General features: G+C 67.7%; 20 protein-coding genes. 5 read left to right on the top strand and 15 right to left on the bottom strand.

All coding sequences use genetic code 11. The annotated features are described in order from the left end of the window. Positions 1-3: 3 nt before the first annotated feature. Together KUV38_RS15235 and KUV38_RS15230 are read right to left on the bottom strand one after the other, a co-directional pair. Complete coding sequence (locus KUV38_RS15235) at positions 4-867, bottom strand: branched-chain amino acid ABC transporter permease (protein WP_222470861.1); 864 nt, start codon at positions 865-867, stop codon at positions 4-6. 66 nt (positions 868-933) lie between these two features. Then, positions 934-2,175, bottom strand: a complete 1,242-nt coding sequence (locus KUV38_RS15230; RefSeq protein ID WP_261385247.1) for an amino acid ABC transporter substrate-binding protein — start codon at positions 2,173-2,175, stop codon at positions 934-936. Between the two features lie 168 nt (positions 2,176-2,343). Between KUV38_RS15230 and KUV38_RS15225 the strand changes: the two genes are divergently transcribed. Next, a complete protein-coding gene (locus tag KUV38_RS15225) occupies positions 2,344-3,201 on the top strand; it encodes a helix-turn-helix domain-containing protein (RefSeq protein WP_222470860.1) in 858 nt (285 codons plus the stop codon). A gap of 24 nt (positions 3,202-3,225) precedes the next feature. On the opposite strand, the gene KUV38_RS15220 is transcribed toward KUV38_RS15225, so the two are convergent. Further along, on the bottom strand, positions 3,226-3,687 hold the full coding sequence (locus tag KUV38_RS15220) for an Lrp/AsnC family transcriptional regulator (protein ID WP_222470859.1): 462 nt from the start codon (positions 3,685-3,687) through the stop codon (positions 3,226-3,228). An 88-nt stretch (positions 3,688-3,775) separates the two neighbouring features. On the opposite strand from KUV38_RS15220, the gene KUV38_RS15215 reads away from it, so the two are divergent. Genes KUV38_RS15215 through KUV38_RS15205 form a run of 3 tightly spaced genes read left to right on the top strand, consistent with a single transcriptional unit; the run spans position 3,776 to position 7,343 of the window. Continuing rightward, complete coding sequence (locus KUV38_RS15215; RefSeq protein ID WP_222470858.1) at positions 3,776-4,975, top strand: diaminopropionate ammonia-lyase; 1,200 nt, start codon at positions 3,776-3,778, stop codon at positions 4,973-4,975. Beyond that, positions 4,972-6,192, top strand: coding sequence for a Zn-dependent hydrolase (locus KUV38_RS15210; RefSeq protein ID WP_222470857.1), 1,221 nt, complete (start codon positions 4,972-4,974; stop codon positions 6,190-6,192). Before KUV38_RS15215 ends, KUV38_RS15210 begins: the two co-directional genes overlap by 4 nt. Beyond that, complete coding sequence (locus tag KUV38_RS15205; RefSeq protein ID WP_315898636.1) at positions 6,189-7,343, top strand: amidohydrolase; 1,155 nt, start codon at positions 6,189-6,191, stop codon at positions 7,341-7,343. The genes KUV38_RS15210 and KUV38_RS15205 overlap by 4 nt, the downstream gene beginning before the upstream one ends. A gap of 81 nt (positions 7,344-7,424) precedes the next feature. Here KUV38_RS15205 and KUV38_RS15200 read toward each other — a convergent pair whose 3' ends face one another. From KUV38_RS15200 to KUV38_RS15160, 9 genes are all read right to left on the bottom strand, one after another. Further along, positions 7,425-7,931, bottom strand: a complete 507-nt coding sequence (locus tag KUV38_RS15200) for a MarR family winged helix-turn-helix transcriptional regulator (protein WP_222470856.1) — start codon at positions 7,929-7,931, stop codon at positions 7,425-7,427. 67 nt (positions 7,932-7,998) lie between these two features. After that, the gene (locus tag KUV38_RS15195; RefSeq protein ID WP_222470855.1) at positions 7,999-8,319 is read right to left on the bottom strand and encodes a 2Fe-2S iron-sulfur cluster-binding protein; all 321 of its coding nucleotides are present in this window, start codon (positions 8,317-8,319) and stop codon (positions 7,999-8,001) included. 11 nt (positions 8,320-8,330) lie between these two features. After that, entirely contained in the window at positions 8,331-9,554 is a 1,224-nt protein-coding gene (locus KUV38_RS15190; RefSeq protein WP_222470854.1) for a cytochrome P450, read from the bottom strand. A gap of 17 nt (positions 9,555-9,571) precedes the next feature. Next, on the bottom strand, positions 9,572-10,273 hold the full coding sequence (locus KUV38_RS15185) for an ABC transporter ATP-binding protein (protein ID WP_222470853.1): 702 nt from the start codon (positions 10,271-10,273) through the stop codon (positions 9,572-9,574). Continuing rightward, the gene (locus KUV38_RS15180; protein ID WP_222470852.1) at positions 10,266-11,015 is read right to left on the bottom strand and encodes an ABC transporter ATP-binding protein; all 750 of its coding nucleotides are present in this window, start codon (positions 11,013-11,015) and stop codon (positions 10,266-10,268) included. The genes KUV38_RS15185 and KUV38_RS15180 overlap by 8 nt, the downstream gene beginning before the upstream one ends. Next, the gene (locus KUV38_RS15175) at positions 11,002-11,946 is read right to left on the bottom strand and encodes a branched-chain amino acid ABC transporter permease (protein WP_222470851.1); all 945 of its coding nucleotides are present in this window, start codon (positions 11,944-11,946) and stop codon (positions 11,002-11,004) included. The genes KUV38_RS15180 and KUV38_RS15175 overlap by 14 nt, the downstream gene beginning before the upstream one ends. Beyond that, positions 11,946-12,809 carry a branched-chain amino acid ABC transporter permease gene (locus KUV38_RS15170; protein ID WP_222470850.1) on the bottom strand — a complete coding sequence of 288 codons (864 nt, stop codon included), beginning with the start codon at positions 12,807-12,809 and terminating at the stop codon, positions 11,946-11,948. Before KUV38_RS15170 ends, KUV38_RS15175 begins: the two co-directional genes overlap by 1 nt. Before the next feature lie 58 nt (positions 12,810-12,867). Continuing rightward, on the bottom strand, positions 12,868-14,034 hold the full coding sequence (locus tag KUV38_RS15165; RefSeq protein ID WP_222470849.1) for an ABC transporter substrate-binding protein: 1,167 nt from the start codon (positions 14,032-14,034) through the stop codon (positions 12,868-12,870). A 175-nt stretch (positions 14,035-14,209) separates the two neighbouring features. After that, positions 14,210-14,842: an exopolysaccharide biosynthesis protein gene (locus KUV38_RS15160; protein WP_222470848.1), complete on the bottom strand. Its 633-nt coding sequence runs from the start codon at positions 14,840-14,842 to the stop codon at positions 14,210-14,212. A gap of 445 nt (positions 14,843-15,287) precedes the next feature. Between KUV38_RS15160 and KUV38_RS15155 the strand changes: the two genes are divergently transcribed. Then, a complete protein-coding gene (locus KUV38_RS15155; RefSeq protein ID WP_222470847.1) occupies positions 15,288-15,689 on the top strand; it encodes a hypothetical protein in 402 nt (133 codons plus the stop codon). 4 nt (positions 15,690-15,693) lie between these two features. Here the strand turns inward: KUV38_RS15155 and KUV38_RS15150 are convergent, their stop codons facing one another. From KUV38_RS15150 to KUV38_RS15140, 3 genes are all read right to left on the bottom strand, one after another. Further along, complete coding sequence (locus tag KUV38_RS15150) at positions 15,694-17,193, bottom strand: tripartite tricarboxylate transporter permease (protein ID WP_222470846.1); 1,500 nt, start codon at positions 17,191-17,193, stop codon at positions 15,694-15,696. 18 nt (positions 17,194-17,211) lie between these two features. After that, positions 17,212-17,688 (bottom strand): tripartite tricarboxylate transporter TctB family protein, encoded by a 477-nt coding sequence (locus tag KUV38_RS15145; protein ID WP_222470845.1) that lies wholly within the window; start codon positions 17,686-17,688, stop codon positions 17,212-17,214. A 76-nt stretch (positions 17,689-17,764) separates the two neighbouring features. Continuing rightward, on the bottom strand, positions 17,765-18,718 hold the full coding sequence (locus KUV38_RS15140) for a tripartite tricarboxylate transporter substrate binding protein (protein ID WP_222470844.1): 954 nt from the start codon (positions 18,716-18,718) through the stop codon (positions 17,765-17,767). Positions 18,719-18,722 lie beyond the last annotated feature (4 nt).

Genomic DNA, 18,722 nt, shown 5'->3' with positions numbered 1-18,722 from the left:
CGCTCAGGCCTTTCCGAAGAGGCCGTTGGGCCGCACCAGAAGCAGCGCGAGGAAGACGGTGTAGACGGCGGCGAGGGTCAGACCCGGGTCGATGTAGGCGGCGACGAAGGTTTCGACGAGGCCCAGCAGCAGGCCCGCGAGGATCGCCCCCGGCACGCTGCCTTTGCCGCCGAGGATGACCACGATCAGCGCCTTCATGGTGAAGACCACGCCGCCGGTTGCGGTGAAGGTCTGGAACATCGAGAGCACCACGCCCCCGGTGCAAGCCAGCGCCCCGCCGATGGCGAAGGCGGTGCGCGCGGCGCGGTTTGTGTCGATCCCGTAGAGCGGGGCGCTTTGCGGGGCGAGGGCCACGGCGCGGAGGGTCATGCCCCAGCGGGTGCGGAAGAGCACCACCACCAGCGCGGCGCCGATGGCGAGGCTGAGCGCGAGGGCCAGCAGGCGGTTGGCGGCCACGGTGGTGCCGAGCACGTTCACCGGGCTGTTGAGATAGCTGTAGCTGGTGTAGCCGCCGCCGAAGAGGGTGAGCAACACGCCCTGGATCACGAAGAGCAGGCCGAAGGTGACGAGGATGCTGTCGACCTCCAACGCGCCTTCATCGGGGGCGCGGTCGACCAGCGGTTTCATGATGAAGCGGTAGACCACGAGGCTCAGCGCGTAGCCTGCGGGCACCAGCACCACCAGCGCGAGGATCGGGCTCAGCGCGAGGCCGGTGAACATGAGCCATGTGGCGAAGCAGGCGGCGATGATCGTATCGCCGAAGCTGAGGTTCATGATCCGGGCGATGCCGTACTGGATGGTCAGCCCCATAGCGACCAGCGCGTAGGTGCCGCCGAGCACCAGCCCGTTGACGACGTGTTCAAGCATGAGGGGTCCGCTGCGTCTTGAGTGGAGGGAGGCGGCGGGGCAAGGCCCGCCGCGCTCCGGTTCGGGTTATTCCCAGCCGGGCTTGGGCAGCTTAACCGCCGCCTTGCCCTCGCCGCCATCGGCGGAGACGGCGACGAAGTTGCCGTCCTGCCACTGGCCGATCCAGTTGATCGCGCGGAGCTGGTTGTTCTCCAGCCGGGTCTCCTCGCCAAGCACCGTCGAGAAACTGCCGGTGGAGAGCTCGTTGGCCACGGCGGCCTTGTCGAGACCCACCCGCTCGATGGATTGGGCGAGCATCTGCAGCGAGGCATAGACGAGGATCGAGCCCCAGAGATCGGGCGCGCGGCCGACGACCTCTTCGTGCTTGCTGCGGTAGGCCATCGTGAGCTCGTTGTTGGGGTCGATCCCGCCGAGGCTCATCACGCCCTCCACCGAGCCGCCCGCGATGCCCGGATAGACCGGGAAGGCCGCGCCGACGCCGAGGTAGAAGACCGGCGGATTGAAGCCCGCGACCTTGGCCTGCTTGGTCAGGGCAAAGGTGTGGGGCGGGTAGCTGAAGGCCACGAAGGTATCGGCGCCCGCATTGCCGGCCTCGCCGAGGATGGTGGCGAAGTCGGAGGTTTCGGGCGGGAAGGTCTTGTCGTAGCTCACCTCGAAGCCCGCGGCCTCGAAGGCGGGGCGCGCGGCCTTCACCAGATCGATCCCGAAGCCGTCGGCCACGGAGACCATGGCGATCTGGTCATTGATCGTGCCGGCCTCACGCTGGGCGACGAGGATCTCGGTGAGCGCGTCAACATAATCGACGCTGCCGCCCATGAACCAGAAGCTGGTGTCCCAGCGCTCGACGAAGTCGGGGGCCTTGTCGGTTACCGCCGCGCCCGCGAGGTGCGGGTAGCCGAACTTGGCCATAAGTGGCGCGACGGCGAGGTTGAAGCCGGTGCCCCAGGGCGGGAGGATGAAATCCACCTCGTCTTGCGTGGCGAGGCGCTCCACGGCGCGCACCACCTCTTCGGCGGAGGAGCGGTCATCGTATTCGATGACCTCGATCATCTTCTGGCTGCCGTCGGGCAGGGTGAGGCCGCCCGCGGCGTTCACCTCTTCGACCCAGAGCTGGTAGTTGGGCGTGACCGTCATGTCGGACCCGCCCGCGTTGGGGCCGGACTTGGAGACGGCATAACCGATTCTGACGGTGTCGCCCTCTTGGGCCAGCGCCGCCGTGGATGCCACCGAAGCCAGCAGCGCCACCGTAGCGCCACGTGTCATCAGGCGGCGGACCGCGCCTGCGGTCTCCGCAATAAAGGATGTCATGGTTTTCCTCCCGATATGTCTCGGGAGCGGCTCGTTCGGGCCGCACCCGGCTCCGCATGTCCTCCCATGCGGGGCGTGACAGAGAGCCTACGCCTGCAATGCGGCAGCCGGAATAGACATTTTGAGGAATAAATTGCACTTTTGACGGAGAGACGCGGGAGGGATGCGATGGAGCGGCAGGCGGTTGAGGCACAGCGGATCAGGAGTGAGCTGACCACGACCGAGTTTGGCACCTCGGGCGGGCGGGCGGTGATGCTGTTGCTGCTGGCGGGGCGCGGCACTTTCATTTCCGACGAGGTGGAGCGGGAGGTGGCCGGCCCCTGCCTGATCTGGGCGCCGACCGGCTGGTGGACCCGGATCTCGCTGGCCGCCGGGGCGCGGGGCTTTCTGGCCCGCCTGCCCGAACGCGCGCTTGGTCGGGCGATGCCGACCGATGCGCTCTCGGCCCATGTGCGCCAAGCGGTAAGCCGCCGGATCTTCCTGTCGGACATCTCGCCCAAGATGATCGCCTCGGTCACGACCCTTTTCGAGAAGATCGACACCGAGCTGCGCGAGGCGCCGCCGGGCAGCGAGACGGTGCTGCACCATTGCATCTCGCTGATGCTGATCGACATCTGGCGCGCGGCCGCCCCGCCGCGGCAATCGGTCGAGCAGGCGCCGCACCGGATTTCGGACAGCTTCCTCAGCCTCGTTGAGCTGCACATGCAGAACCATTGGACCATCGCCGAATACGCCAGCCGGATCGGCATTTCACGCGACAGCCTGAACACGGCGGTGCGCGGGGCCATCGGGGTGCCGCCGCACGCGCATATCCAGCGCAGGCTGATGGAGGAGGCGAAGGCGCTGCTGGTCACCACCAACCTTCGGGTGGCGGAGGTGGGCTATCGGCTCGGGTTTGGGGATGCCGCCTATTTCACACGGTTCTTCAAGCGCCATGAGCAGCTGGCCCCGGCGCAGTTCAGGCGGAAGTACACGCCGCTCTATCGCCAGCGGACCGAGGAAGTCTCTTTTGCCCAGTGGCCGTGACGCGGGGCCGCTATTGGCGCGCTCTCAGATATTCAGGCTGCTGCCGCTCTTCACGGCGTCCATCGACACGAAGGTGCGGAACTTGCGGACGTTGCCGCCCGCGAAGAAGGCCCGGCGGGTGAACTCCTCGTAGGCGGCCATGCTCTCGACCACGAGCACCAGCATGAAATCGGCCTCGCCGGTCACGTAGAAGCACTGCTGTACCTCGGGGGCCTCGCGGAAGCGGCGCTTCATCGTGTCGATATCGTCAGGGGTTTCGCTGACCAGCTCGACCTGCGCGAAGATCGTGAGAGGCAGGCCGACCCGGTCGGGCGCGACGACCGCGACATTGGCCGCGATCACGCCCTCGGCCTCCATCCGCTTGATCCGCCGCTGCACTGAGGGCGCGGAGAGGTTGACGGCCTCGCCAATGGCGCGCTGGGGCGTGGCGTTGTTGCGCTGGAGGATGCGGAGGATCGCAAGGTCGTAACTGTCGAGCGGGGTCATGTGAAACAAACTTGCACGAAGGCGGGCAAAATGCAGCGCAAATCTCGCCCGTGGTGGAGTAATTACTCAGGCAGCCAGGGAGATGCCGATGTATTTGCACAACCGACTGCCCAACCACGCCACGCCGCTGGACCCGCGCGATGCCGAAACGCTCGGGCGCGAGGGGGCCCGGGCGGTTGCGCAGGTTCTGGCGCTGCGGGCGCACAATGAGGCCACGCCGCTTGTGGCCTTGCCGGGGCTGGCGGGTGAGCTTGGGCTGGGGGCGATTCACCTGAAGGATGAAGGGCAGCGGCTTGGTCTGGGCAGCTTCAAGGCGCTGGGCGGAGCCTATGCGCTGATGCGGCTGGTGCAGGCCGAGGCCGAGCGGCGGCTGGCGCGCAGGGTGGCGCTGGAGGAACTGCTCTCGGAGGAAGTGCGGGCGATTGCGGCGACGATGAGCTTTGCCTGCGCGACCGATGGCAACCACGGGCGCTCGGTTGCGCAGGGGGCGCAGATCATGGGCGCGCGGGCTGTGATCTTTGTCCATGCGGGCGTGAGCCAAGGGCGGATCGACTCGATCGCGGGCTTCGGGGCGGAGATCATCCGGGTTGCGGGCAATTACGACGACAGCGTTGCAGAGGCGGCGCGGGTCTCGGAGCGAGAGGGGTGGACCGTGCTGTCTGACACCTCATGGCCGGGGTACGAGCATATCCCCGGCCTCGTCATGCAGGGCTACACCGCGATCGTGCAGGAGGCGCTGGCCGAATTGCCGGAGCCGCCGACCCATGTGTTCCTTCAGGCCGGGGTTGGCGGGTTTGCGGCGGCGGTGGCGGGGCATCTGGCGGTGCTGCTGGGCGAGGCCCGCCCGCATGTGACGGTGGTCGACCCCGCGCGGGCGGCCTGCCTTTATGCCAGCGCCGAGGCCGGGGCGGTTGTGAAGGTGGCCGAAGGCGCGCCAACGGTGATGGCGATGCTCGAGTGCTACGAGCCCTCTCTGGTGGCCTTCAGGGTGCTTGAGCGGGTGGCGGACGGGTTCATGACCGTGAGCGAGGAGGATGCCGTTGAGGTGATGCGCCGCCTCGCCGCTCTGGTGGCGGGCGACCCGCCGGTGGTGGCCGGGGAGAGTGGCGGCGTCGGGCTGGCCGGGGCGATTGCAGTGCTGCGGGACGCGGAGCTGGCGGCCGGCATCGGGCTTGGTCCGGACGCGCGGCTGCTGGTGATCAACACCGAGGGGGCGACCGACCCTGCGCTCTATGCCGAGTTGGTGGGGCGGGCGCCGGAGGCGGTGCTGCAAGGAGCGGGCGGATGACGCTGGCGATTGACGGGGCGCGGCTTGTCTACCGGCTGGAGGCGTTGGGCGAGGCGGGCCGCGATGACGCGGGGCGGCTGACACGGCTGGCGGGGAGCGATGCCGACAAGGCGGGGCGCGACCTGCTCTGCGATTGGATGAGCGCTGCGGGCCTGCGGATCGAGATCGACCGGATCGGCAATATCCACGGCCTCTGGGTGCCGGAGGGCGCGCAGGGCGATCCGGTGGTGATGGGGTCGCACATCGACACGGTGATCGACGCGGGCGTCTATGATGGCTGCCTCGGCGTGCTGGCCGGGTTGGCGGTGATCGAGGCGTTGCAGGCGGGCGGCGCAGGGCCCGCGCGGCCCTTGGCGGTTGTGGCCTACACCAACGAGGAGGGCGTGCGCTACGCGCCCGACATGATGGGCAGCCTCGTTGCCGCCGGGGGGATGACGGCGGAGGAGGCGCTGGCCACGGTGGGCACAGATGGCACCACGCTGGGCGAGGAACTGGCGCGGATCGGCTATGCAGGGGACCGGGAACCGGGGTTCATCACGCCCCATGCCTATGTCGAGCTGCATGTGGAGCAGGGGCCGGTGCTGGAGGCGGAGGGGCTTGGCCTTGGCGTGGTGGAGAGCCTTCAAGGCATCTCGTGGCAGCGGGTGACGATTGGCGGCACCGCCAACCATGCCGGAACGACGCCGATGGCGCTGCGGCGCGATGCCGGCGTGGCGGCGGCGCGGGTGATGTGCTTTCTGGACCGGATGGCGCGGGAGATGGAGGGCGCGGTGGCGACGGTGGGCACCATTGAGCTGGTGCCGGGCGCGATCAACGTGATCCCCGCTGCCGCGCGCTTCACAGTCGATCTGCGCAACCCCGACGAGGCCCGGCTGACGGCGCAGGAGGCCGCGCTGGGCGGGCTGCTCGATGAATTGCGCAGCGAGGGCTTCGAGGTGGCGACCGAGCGGCTGGCGCGGTTCGAGCCTGTGCTGTTTGACCCGGAGATCGTAGCCCGGATCGAGGCGGCGGCGCAGGGGCGGCAGCTTGCGCACCGGCGGATGACCTCGGGGGCCGGGCATGACGCGCAGATGATTGCCCGCGTCGCGCCATCTGCGATGATCTTCGTGCCCTCGCGTGGTGGGATCAGCCACAATCCGGCGGAATTCACCGCCGAGGCTGACCTCGTGGCCGGGGCGAATGTTTTGCTCGACGTCGCATGGAGCCTGAGCCGATGACGGATATGGACGCCCTTGAACGGGAGATGACGGGCTGGCGGCGCGCGCTGCACCGCGACCCCGAGTTCGGATTCGAGGAGGCGCGGACGGCGGGCTTTGTGGCCAAGGTGCTGCGTGGCCTCGGGCTGGAGGTGGCAGAGGGGATCGGCGGCACGGGGGTTGTGGGCACGCTCAGGCGCGGCAGCTCCAACCGCGCCATCGGGCTGCGGGCCGATATGGATGCCCTGCGGATCACCGAGGCGACGGGGGCCGACTGGGCCTCTGCCACCCCCGGGGTGATGCACGCCTGCGGGCATGACGGGCATACCGCCATGCTGCTGGGCGCAGCGAAGATACTGGCCGAAGAGGGCGGGTTTGACGGCACGATCCGGTTCATCTTCCAGCCTGCCGAGGAGTGGGGCCGGGGGGCGTTGGCGATGCTGGAGGACGGGCTGATGGCGCGCTTCCCCTTCGATGAGGTCTTCGGGCTGCACAACATGCCGGGCCTGCCGGTGGGCACGCTCGAAACGCGGGGCGGCGCGCTGATGTCGGCGGAGGATATCTTCGAGATCACGCTGACGGGCGAGGGCGGCCATGCGGCGCGACCGCATGTTGGGCGCGAGGTCATGGTGCCCGCCTGCGCGCTGGTTCTGGAGTTGCAGGCCATCGTCTCCCGGCGGCTCGACCCGGCGGAAATTGCCGTGGTCTCCGTCACCGAGCTGCGCACGGATGGCACCCGCAATGCGCTGCCGGGGGAGGCGCTTATCCTTGGGGATGCGCGCAGTTTCAGGCCGGAGGTGTCGGCGCAGATCGAGGCGGAGATGCGGTCGATTACGGCGGGCGTTGCCGCCTCGCATGGGGTGGCGGCAGAGGTGGCCTACACGCGGGAGTTCATCCCGCTGGTGAATGACGGCGAGCTGGCCGGTGAAACGCTGCGCGCGGCTGGGCCGGTGTCGCGCGAAGTGCGCGAGATGCCCGCGCCGATGACCGCCTCGGAAGATTTTGCGCAGTTTCTGGCGCACGTGCCGGGCTGCTTTGCCTTCATCGGCAACGGCGAGGCCTCGGCGCCGCTGCACAGCCCGAAGTACGATTTCAACGATGCGGCGCTGCTGCATGGGGCCAAGGTTCATGCGGCGATTGCGCGGCAGCGGTTGCCGGAGGCCGAAGGCTGATCGCCGGGTCGCAGGCTAGGGCACGGTCTGCCGCGCGCCCGGCGTGACCAGTGCATCGATCTCATGGGCTTGCCGGGCGGGCTACTTGGGGTCGATGTTGGTGAGCATCTGCCGCATGACCTTCAGGAAAACCTCGAGGTCTTCGGGCGCGATGCCCTTGATCAGATCGGCCTCGCAGCCAAGGGCCACGGCGAGGATATCGGCGTGGACCTGCAGGCCGCGCTCGGAGAGCCACCAGAGCCGCTTGCGCGGGTCCGGCCCGGGCTGTTCGTGGCGCAGGTGGCCCATCTCGTTCAGCGTTTTGAGCGAGCGGCTGACGGCGGCCTTGTCCATGCGGATCACGTCGCAGATGCGGCTGGCGGTGATGCCGGGCTCGATGTTGAGCATGGCGACCACGCGCCAGTCGGTCAGGCCGAGGCCGAAATCGCGCCGGTAGATCGCCGAGGTCTGCCGCCCCCATGCGCTCGCCACTGCGTTCAGCAGGAACGGCACATAGTAGTCGATGTCTAGGATTTCCGCGCCCTCGCGGTCGCGGGTGGGCGCGTTGAGGCGCTCGGGCGCGGCTTTGATCTGGTCGGCACGTGTCATGCGGGGGCACCTTTCAAGCGCTCACCGATAGCCGGGTTCGGCCGCCGTGTCACGGGGGCGGCGGCGCTCAGAACTGCTCCTCGGGGATATGCACGGTCAGCCCGTCCATCTCATCGGTGAGGCGGAGCTGGCAGGAGAGGCGGGAGCTGTCCTTCATCTCGGACATGGCGCAATCGAGCATGTCTTCCTCGCTCTCCGAGCGGGTACCGGTGCGGCTGGTCCATGCGTCATCGACATAGACATGGCAGGTGGCGCAGGCCATCGAGCCGCCGCATTCGGCGACGATGCCGGGGACGTTCGCGGCGATGGCGGCTTGCATCACGCTGTCGCCGGGTTTGGCCTCTACGGTCTGTTCGCTGCCGTCGGGCTGGATGTAGGTTACTTTCACGGGGGCGTCCTCTATTTCGGGATGAGTTTGAGTGGCAGGCGGTCGAGCGCTCGGATGGCGTTGTTGGGCCGCCAGACGGCCTCGCCCGCCGGTTCGATCCGGGCGACCTTGTCGGCCATGACGGTGAGCAGCGCCTCCAGCTCGCCGCGGGCGATGTTCTGGCCCACGCAGCCGTGGATGCCTGCGCCAAAGGCCATGTGGCCGACAGGGCGGCGGTCGATCCGGAAGGCCTCCGGGTCGCCCCACTTGTCCGGGTCCATGTTGGCGGCGCCGAGCACGCAGAGCACCTTGGCGCTCTCGGGCACCGGGTGGCCGGCGATCTCGGTGTCCACATTGGCGGTGCGCAGGAAGGTGTGGACCGGTGAAGTGATGCGCAGCACCTCCTCGAAGGCGGGGCGAGCGAGCGAGGGGTCGGCCTTTAGCGCCTCCCACTGGTCCGGGTTCTGCGAGAAGCACCAGAGCGCGTTGCCGATGCCGGTGACGGTGGTGTCGACCCCGGCGGAGAGGAAGCTGCGCACCAGCATGGCGGCCTCGTCGGGCGTGATCTCGCCCGCGTCGGCGGCCTTGTAGACCAGCGCGCCGAGGCCCTCGCCAGTAAGCCGGTCGCGGGCGCAGGCGGCGTTGATCCAGGCAGCGACCTCGGGGGCGCGGGCCATGGCGCCGCGGCGCAGGGCATTGTCGGGGCCGACCGCGTTGAAGACGATGGCGCCGTAATCCACGAGGTGGCGGGCGTGCACATCGCGCATGCCCACGGCGCGGGGGAAGACGCGGGTTGGGAAGGCCTCTGCCAAATCCACCACACCCTCGATCTCGGACCGCTCCAGCAGCCCGTCGACCACCTCTTCCGCGGTGCTGCGGAAATCGTCCATCAGCCCACGGACCACCTTGGGCGAGAGGGCCTTGGACATCACCCGGCGGGTCTTGGTGTGATCGGGCGGGTCGGCCTCGAGGATGATCGACGGCGGTCGCCAGGGCTTTTCGAGCTTGAAGTCGTTGAAACCGATGCCGCGCGACGACACGAAGTTCTCGTGGTCGGAGAAGGTGGCCTTGGTCTCCTCGTAGCGGCCCACGGCGAGCACCTGGTAGCGGGGGATGAACACCACCGGCCCGGTCTCGCGCAGTTGGGCGTAGTAGGGGAAGGGGTCGGCCAGCACCGCCTCCTCATAGGGGTCGATATCGAGCACCGGAATGTCGTCGCTGGGGGCCAGCGGGGCGTGGCCTTCGATCAGGTCCATTGTCGTGTCCTTTGCTATCATGTGGCCAGCGCAACGCCGATGTGGCGCTCCAGCAGGTCGGACCCCTTGAGCGCGGCGGCGGGGCCATCGTGGACGATGGCGCCGCCGGTCATGATCAGGGCGCGGCTGGCGAAGGAGAGGGCGGCCTCGGCGTGCTGCTCGACCAGCACCACGGTGCGCCCCTCGGCGGCGAGGCGCTCGAAGACCTCCATCAGTTGCTCGCAGATCACCGGGGCGAGGCCCTCGAGCGGCTCGTCGAGCAGCAGGGTTTGCGGGCCGGTCATCAGGGTGCGGGCGATGGCGAGCATCTGCTGTTCGCCGCCCGAGAGCTGCCCGCCGCCGTTGCGCCGCCGCTCCTTGAGCCGGGGGAAGAGGGTGTAGGCCTCGTCGAGCGTGGCGGTGTCGCGCTGGGCGGCGAGGAGGTTTTCCTCGACCGAGAGTGATTTGAAGATGTCACGGGTTTGCGGGACGAGTCCGAGGCCAGCGGCGTTGCGCTTGTGAGGCGGGAGGGTGGTGACGGGCTGGCCGTTCAGCGCGATGGTGCCGCCGTGCAGCTTGGTGAGGCCCATCATTGTGGCGAGCAGAGTGGTTTTGCCCGCGCCATTGCGGCCGATCACGGCGAGGCGTTCGCCCTGTGGGATGCTGAGAGAGATGCCGTTCAGCACATGGGTCGGGCCGTAGCCTGCGGTAACATCGGTGAGGGTGAGCGCATCAGTCATGGCCGTGGCCTCCGAGATAAAGCTCGCGGACCTGCGCGTTGGCGGCGATCTCCTGCGGCGTGCCTTCGGTCAGGATGCGGCCCTGCACCAGCACGACGATTTGCGCAGCGACGCGAAAGACGAGGTCCATATCGTGCTCGATGATGAGCACCGCGAGGTCAGGCGGCAGGGCCTCGATGGCCTGCACGATCAGGTGGGTTTCGGAGGAGGGCACCCCGGCGGCGGGTTCGTCGAGGATTAGGACGCGGGGCTTGAGGGCGAGGGTCAGGGCCAGTTCGACGAGGCGTTGCTGGCCATAGGCGAGATCGGCCACGCGCTTGTCGGCCAGAGGCTCCAGCGCGAAGGCGTCGATCAGCGCGGCCACCTCAGCCTCTGTCTCGCCATTGCCATCGGCGCGGCGGAACATGGCAAAGCCCCGGCCCTGCCGCTCGAGGATCGGCAGGCGCAGGTTTTCGCGCACCGTCAGGTCGCGGAACAGTGTGGTGATCTGGAAGGTCTTGGCGATGCCGCGCTTGACCCGTTGGGCCTCGTTCAGCTTGCCGATATCCACCCCGTCAAAGCGGATGGTCCCCGAAGAGGGCGGCAGGATGCCGGTGACGAGGTTGGAGAAGGTGCTCTTGCCTGCCCCGTTGGGGCCGATCAGCGCCTTGCGGTCGCCGGGGCGCAGGTCGAAGTCGATGTTCTCCGACACGGTGAGGCCGCCGAAACGCTTGGAAAGGCCACGGACTTCAAGACCCTGCATTTTGGCCTCCCAGACGTTTCAGGGCGGTCGGCACCGCGACCAGCCCGCGTGGCAGGAAGAAGACCACCGCCAGCACCAGCGCGCCGATGACGAAGAGCCAGTTGAACGGGTCGTTCGCGGCGGCCCAGTGGTGGACGAACATGAAGACCAGCGTGCCCAGCACCGCGCCGTAGAGCCTGCCCGTGCCACCGAGGATGAGCATGATCAGCGCTTCGGCGGAGAGGGTGAAGGAGAAGGACTCGAGGCTCACGAGTTGGGTCACCTGCGCCGAGAGCGCGCCGGCCACGCCCGCGATGGCCCCGCCGAGCGTGTAGGCCGCGACGCGCCGCCAGTAGACGGAGGTGCCGATGGCGGCCATGCGCTCGGGGCTTTCGTGGATGCCGCGCAGCGAAAGGCCAAAGGGCGCGCGGGTGAGAAGGGTGAGGAAGGTGAAGACCACGGCGAGGACGGCGAGGGCATACCAGAAGCCGGTCTGCCCGACGAAATCGAACTCGAAGAGGCCCAGCACCGGCTCCATCCGGATGCCGCGCAGCCCGTCGGCGCCGCCGGTGATGTCACGCGCCTTGTTGGCGATCTCGTGGCAGATCGCGGCAACAGCGATGGTGAGCATGATCAGCGTCAGCCCGTGGGCGCGCAGCACGATCAGGCCGGAGATGAAGGCCAGAACCGCCCCGGCGACACCCGCCACCACCAGCCCGGCGATTGGATCGGCCCAGGCGTGGATGGCGAAGAGACCGGCGGCATAGGCCCCGGCGCCGTAGAAGGCGGCCTGCCCGAGAGTGGCGATGCCCGCGAAGCCGAGCACGAGATCGAGCGAGAGCACCAGCACCGCCATGATCAGGATGCGGGTGAGGAAGGCGAGGTTGTAGGGCAGCGCAAAGTAGAGCGCGACGGCAAGCGCCAGCAGGGCGAAGGGGGCGATACGGTTCATCATTGGGCCCTCACGATCAGCCCGTTCGGGCGTAGCGCCAGCAGCGCCATGACCAGCGCGAAGAAGAGTATGGTGGCGAAGTCGGGCGCGAGGTAACGGGCCGCGGTTTCCAGGAGGCCGAGGCCGATGGCGGCGAGGAAGCTGCCTGCGATGGAGCCCATGCCGCCGACTGCCACGACGATGAGGAAGAGCACCATGTAGCGCAGCGGGTAGTAGGCATCGATTGGCAGGATCTCTGCGCCGAGCACGCCGCCAAGCGCCGCGAGGCCCGCGCCGAGGCCGAAGGCGGCCATGAAGATGCGGTCGGTGTTGATGCCGTGGGCGGAGGCGGTGCCGCGATTGTCGACCGCTGCGCGCAGGCGAATGCCGAAGCGGGTGCGCTCGAGGAGCCACCAGAGGCCGAGCACCACGGCGAGCCCGGCGGCGATCACCATCAGCCGGTGGGCGGGGAGGGTGCGGAAGCCCAGATCGACGGTCGCTTTAAGCCCCTCGGGCAGCGGTACGGGCAGCAGGCTTGAGCCCTGCCAGAGGTTCACGGAGGCGATCATCAGGAAGGTCAGGCCTATGGTGGCGAGCACCTGTTGCAGATCGGTGAAGCCGTAGATCCGGCGGTAGATCACCCGCTCCAGCGGCAGCGAGAGGGCCACGGTGAGCGTGACGGCCAGCACCAGCGCAGGCCAGAAGGGCAGGCCCAGTTCGGCCGCGAACCAATGTGCGAAGGTGCCGCCCAGCAGGGCGAAGCCGCCGTGGGCGAGGTTCACCACCCGCATCAGGCCCATGGTGACCGAGAGGCCGACGGAGATCATGAAGAGGATCATGCCGTAGGCCACGCCGTCGACGAGGATGTTGAGGAATAGGGTCATCTGGCTTTCACTTCGCTGGATTTGCCCCGGGCCGGGAGACCAGCCCGGGGCGGGAGGATCACTTGTCCCAGCCGAGGTCGCCCACGGTGGCGATCACGCCGGTCTCACGGTTCACCAACTGGCCGGTGGCCTCGTCGCGGGCGACTTCGCGGATGTAGACGTTCTGGATCAGCGTGCGCGTCTCCGGGTCCATCTTCACCGGACCGCGCGGGCTCTCCCATTCCAGCGTCTTGGCGGCTTCCACGGCACCGGGGCCGTCGGTTCCGGCGGCGGCGACCATCTGGTAGATCAGGTGGGTGCCGTCATAGGCGCCGACCGAAGCCCAGTTGGCGATGGCATCCGGGAACAGCTCGGTCAGCTTGGCCTGAAAGGCGCGGTTCTCGTCGGAGTCGTGGGCGCCGGAGTAGTGGTAGGCGGTGGTCAGCCCGATGGCGGCATCGCCCAGCCCTTGCAGGTTCACCTCTTCGGTCTCGGCGGTGCCGAGAAACTTGATGCCCGCCTCGGCAAGACCGTTCTCGTTGTAAGTCTTGGTGTAGGTAAAGGTGGGCGGGCCGCCCGGCAGAAAGGTGAAGACCGCATCGGGCGCGGCATCGCGGACGCGCTGGATGAAGGGGGTGAAATCGGTGGTCGAAAGCGGCATGCGGATCGCGTCCACCACCTCGCCGCCCTTGGCCTCGAAAGCGGCCTTGAAGGCGTTTTCCGCGTCGATGCCGGGGCCATAGTCGGTGACCGTGGTGGCGACGGTGCGCATGCCCTGGTCATAGGCCCATTCTGCCAGCGGGGCGGAGACCTGCCAGAGCGTGTAGCTTGTGCGCAGGTAGAATTCGCTCTCCTTGTTGATCGAGGAGGTGGCGGCGTTGAAGATCACCGTGGGCGTCTGGCTCTGCTCGATCAGCGGGCCGACGGCGAGCGCGTTGGGGGTGAAGGTGAAGCCTGCGAGATAGTCGACCTGATCGCGGATCAGCAGCTCCTGCGCCAGTGCGCGGGACTGGTCGGGGTTTGGCCCGCCGACATCCTTGTAGATGAACTCGATCTCGTGCTCGCCGGCGCTGGTGCCGTGCTGGGCGACGTAGGTTTCCACCGCCTCTTGGTACTGTTTGCCGTAGATGGCGAAGGGGCCGGAAAAGGGGGCGACGACCCCGACCTTGATGGTGTCTGCCGGGCTGGCGGCAGGCAAAAGGGTAGCTGTCACGGCCACGAGGGCCGCGCGGATGGCGCGTGTCATGGAATATCCTCCCTGAAGTCCCGCATCCCTCCCTGGACGCGGAGTTGATGATTCAACTCACTCTACGATACGGAGGCGGATTGATATGTCAACTCATATCGGATGATACATTTTCGTGCATTTAAAACAGGGCGTTATGCCGAATTTGCGCCGCTTTACCGGCTTGTTGCTGCGGTCAGAACAGGAAGGTGAGCACCGCCAGAGCACCGACAGAGACCATACCTGCGACCAGTGCGGTGGAGGCGAGACTCAGCACCAGTCCGGCGGCCAGCCAGTATCCGTCACGCTCGCTCAGGCCCAGTGCCAGCATGATGATGGAGAGGGCGGGCAGGCCGTTGGCGAAGGGGATCGGCAGAAACAGGAACACCGACATGATCAGTGTGGTCAGCCCGATCAGCCGTTCGGCCAGCAGGTAGGAGCGGGGCCACCAGCGAGGGCGGGCGAGCCGTTCGACCCGCTCGATATAGGGCACAGAGGCATTGACCATTCGCCCGAAGGCGGCCCGCTCGATGGAGCGGCGGGCGACGAACTGCGGCAGCCACACATCGGGCCGCCCGAGCATGAGCTGCACCGCCAGCACCATGAGCGGCAGGCCGGTGAAGATCGACGATCCGGGGATGAACAGAAACACGTTGGGCGCGGCGAAGAGTACCATCAGCGGGGCAAAGCTGCGGTCGCGCAGGCCGCTGACGATATCGCCGACAGACACCCGCGCACCCTCGCCCGCCCGCAGATCGCGCAAGACTTCCGAAAGGCGCCGACCGGGGCGCTGGGCAAGGAGGGGCGCTGCGGCTTCCAGCTGCGTCATGGGGCGGGCCGGGCCGCAGCGTATGGGGCGTAAAGGACCAAGGCAGAGTCTCCCGGGGAGGCTGGCAGGAGGCCGGGGCGCAGCACGGCCCGGCACCCTCGGAAAGTGGGGGCGACGGGCGGCAAAACAATTGGCGCGAGGTGAAATATTTCTGCACGGACCGCTTGCAGCTTGCGCCGCTCAGGCAGATATTCTGCGCAACCGCCGCAGACCATCCACGGGCCGCCTTGGCGCCCGCGTCTTGCCACCTTCGACGGACCGTCGCCGTGCCCGCGACAGGACCGGGCGCATGTGGGTGCATCTTGAGCGCTATCCTTTGCCGGACCGATTGCCTGCTGCCCGCGCTGCCGTGGCCCGCGCCACTGCGCGATCCAAGGCGCATGCCCCGCATCCCCTTCTTCCCGGTCACGGCTTTCTCCGTGCGCCATTTTCGAAAGACAGCACCATGCTTCACACCGCGTCCCTGATCGCCGGCCTCATCGCGCTTTTCTGCGCCGTGGCGCTCTATGGCATGAACGTTCGCACCCGCCCCACCAGCCGCCTGCGCAGCGATTTCTGGGGCTCGATGTTTCTGGCCCTGCTCACCGGGCTCTTTCCGCTGGCTGCGGCGGGGAGCCTTGTTGGCATGTGGCGGCTGCTTCAGGGCGGCGTGACGGTGGAGGAGTTGCTGGCGGGCGGGGCGGACGTTGTTTCGCTGGCCGCCGTGGTTGCCACCGTTCTGGTGCTCCGCGCACTCGTCGTCGCTACTTACCGGCCAAGCGCCTTGCCCGACAACGTAACCCCGCTCACCCCGCGCCCGCTTGCGCCGCGCCGGGCGGCGACCCGGTTGAAGAAACGGGCCGCCTGAGCGCTCAGCCCTCGGCCCGTTTGCGCCGCATCTCCTTGATCCACGGCATCAGGAAAGGCGAGACGATGCTGAGCACCGCCGCCAGCAAAAGCAGGCCGGAGATCGGGCGCGTGAAGAAGGGCAGGATGCCGTCGTCGGTATAGGTCATCCCGCGCCGCAGGTTCAGCTCGAGCATGGGCGCGAGGATGAAGGCGAGGATGAAGGGGCCGATGGGCAGCCGCAGCTTGTCCATCGCCAGCCCGAGGGCGGCGAAGCCCAGCAGCAGCACGTAGTTGAAGGCAGTGGAGGAGCCGACGAAGACGCCCATGAAGCCCAGCACCACGATGGCCGGGTAGAGGTAGTGATAGGGGATCTTCAGGATCGCTGGGAACAGGCGCATGCCCCAGAACTGCATCACCAGCACCAGTGCGGCGGCGATGAGGGCAGTGAGGAAAAGCGCGTAGACGATCTCGGGGTTGTTGTTGAAGAGCAGCGGCCCGGCCTGAACGCCGTGGATCATCAGCCCGCCCAGCAGGATCGCCGTCACCCCATCGCCGGGGATGCCGAGCGCCACCATCGGAATGAGCGAGCCGCCGACCGAGGCGTTGTTGGAGGTCTCCGAGGCGAAGACGCCATCGACGCAGCCCTTGCCGAACTTCTCCGGGTGCTTGCTGGCCGATTTGGCCTGCGCATAGGCCACCATGTTGGAGAGCGCCGCGCCCATGCCGGGCAAGAAGCCGATCCAGAGGCCGATGAAGAACGAGCGGATCATGTTCCATGTATTGTCGCGGTATTCCTGCCAGCTCACGCCGAAGCCCTTGATATCGCGCGCGTCGACCTCGGGCACCTGCTGCTGGCCCTGCGCGTAATCCTGCACGATCTGCTTGAGGGCGAAAAAGCCGAGCATCAGCGGAATCAGGTCAAACCCGCCGTTCAGGTAGATGTTGCCGAAGGTGAAGCGGGGGTAGCCGTCGATCGGGGCGAAGCCGACGGAGGCGAGCACGAGACCCAGCGCGGCGGCGGCGAGGCCATGAAAGATCGAGCCGCGCGAGAGGGCGGCTACCAGCGAGATGGCGCAGAAGCCGAGCGAGAAATACTCCCAAGGCCCCATCTTCAGCGCCAGCCGGGCCATCAGCGGCGAGGCGGCCATGGCGATGAGGATCGACAGGAAGGTGCCGATGAAGGAGGCGGTGATTGCCGCGCCGAGCGCCTTCACGGCTTGGCCATTGCGGGTCATCGGGTAGCCGTCAAACGTGGTGGCGATGGCCGAGGGCGAGCCGGGGATGCCCAGCAGGATCGAGCCGATCATCGCGCCAGAGACCCCGCCGACCCAGATCGAGACCAGCATCGCCAGCCCGACCTCGGGCGGCATCCCGAAGGTGATCGGCAGCAGCAGTGCCACGCCGAGCCCGCCGGAGAGGCCGGGGATCGCGCCCAGTACGATGCCGAGCGCGGTGGAGAGGATGATGACCATGAAGGTCGTCGGGGCGAGCAGGGTGCCGAAGCTGGCGAGGATGTCTTGCATGGCGAGGTGCCTGTCAGATCAGAAGAGGAGGCCGGTGGGCAGGAGGGTGTTCAGCATTTCGGCGAACACGAGATGGACGCCGAGGGTGACGGCGGCGGCATAGAGCGCCCCGCGCCACCAGACCCGGCGCTCCGGCCCGGCGATGGTGTGGTAGAAGGCGTAAACCATGAGCGGCGTGGCGATGTAGTAGCCGAAGATCCAGAGCGCGAGGGAGTAGGCCACCAGCAGCCCAGCCATGACCACGCCGCGCAGGGTGCTGCTGCGCGCTTCCTGAACCGCATCGGCCTCGGCCTCGGTGAGCACCTTGGATTGGCGCGCACGGGTCAGCAGCATGCCCAGCCCGCAGAGCACCAGCAGCGAGAACCCGAGGATCGGAAAGAGCTGTGGCCCCGGATCGTCGTTGAAGGTGCGCACGCTGATCTGCAGGGTCGCCCAGATCCCGGCGGCCCCGAAGGCGATCAGCCCGGCTCCGAGCGGTTTTTCGGTGTTCATCATGGTTCCTCCCAAAAGTCGCGGGGGCCGGTCGGCCGCGGCCCCCGCGATATGGCTTCACACGCGTCTTGTGATGCGGTCAGCGTGCGAGGCCAAGCTTTTCGGCCAGCGCCTTGATCTTGGCATCTTCCGAGGCCATCAGATCGGCAGCGCCGCCGACATCATAGTAGGTGAACACGCTGTCGGCCTTCTTGAGGGCCTCCCGCGCGGTGGCGTCCTCGGCCATACCGGCGGTGGCGGCGTTGATGGTTTGCACCAGCTCCGCATCCATCCCCTTCGGCCCCCAGAGCACCAGCGGCGCCAGCCAGCTCACGTTGACGCCCTGCTGCACGCAGGTTTCGTATTCCGGGTAGGCCGGGTGCGGCTCGGGGTCGAGCAGGCAGAGCACCTTCATGTCACCGGCCTGCTCATACTGCTTGGCCGAGCCTGCGCCGAGATTGCCCATCTCGATATGCCCGCCCTGGATGGCGGCCACCTTGTCGACCTCGGCGGAGGCCTCCAGCAGCTTCAGGTCGACATCCTCGTTCATCATGATCAGCCCGGCGATGAAATGGGTCGTCCGCCCGAGCGAGACGGCCACGGTGCGCTCACCGGGGTTGGCGCGGGCGTCCTCCATGAAGTCTTTCATCGTGTCCCAAGGCGCATCGGGGGCCACGGCATAGACCTGCGGTGCGTAGCTCTGGGCAACGCCGATGGTGGTGAAGTCATCCAGCCCGATATCGGAGTGGCCGGTGTGGTAGCCCGCCAGCAGGCCGGTGTGATTGTAGAGAATAGTTTGCCCGTCGGGCGCGGCGGTCATCACCTGATTGTAGGCGATCGAGCCGCCGCCGCCATCGACGTTGACCACGACCACATCGCCGCCGGTTTCGCGGCCGAGGTAGTCGGCGAAGATGCGGGCCATCACATCGGTGCCGCCGCCGGGTTTGGACGGCACGATGATCTGCACCGGCCCGTCGGGCCATTCGGCCGCCAGTGCGCCGGTTGCGCCGAGGGCCAGCGCCAGTGCGGCGCCGATCAGTTTGCGTGGTTTCATGGTG

Source organism: Vannielia litorea (genome assembly GCF_019801175.1).
GTDB lineage: Bacteria > Pseudomonadota > Alphaproteobacteria > Rhodobacterales > Rhodobacteraceae > Vannielia > Vannielia litorea_B.
This window is presented reverse-complemented; position numbering and strand designations above follow the sequence as displayed.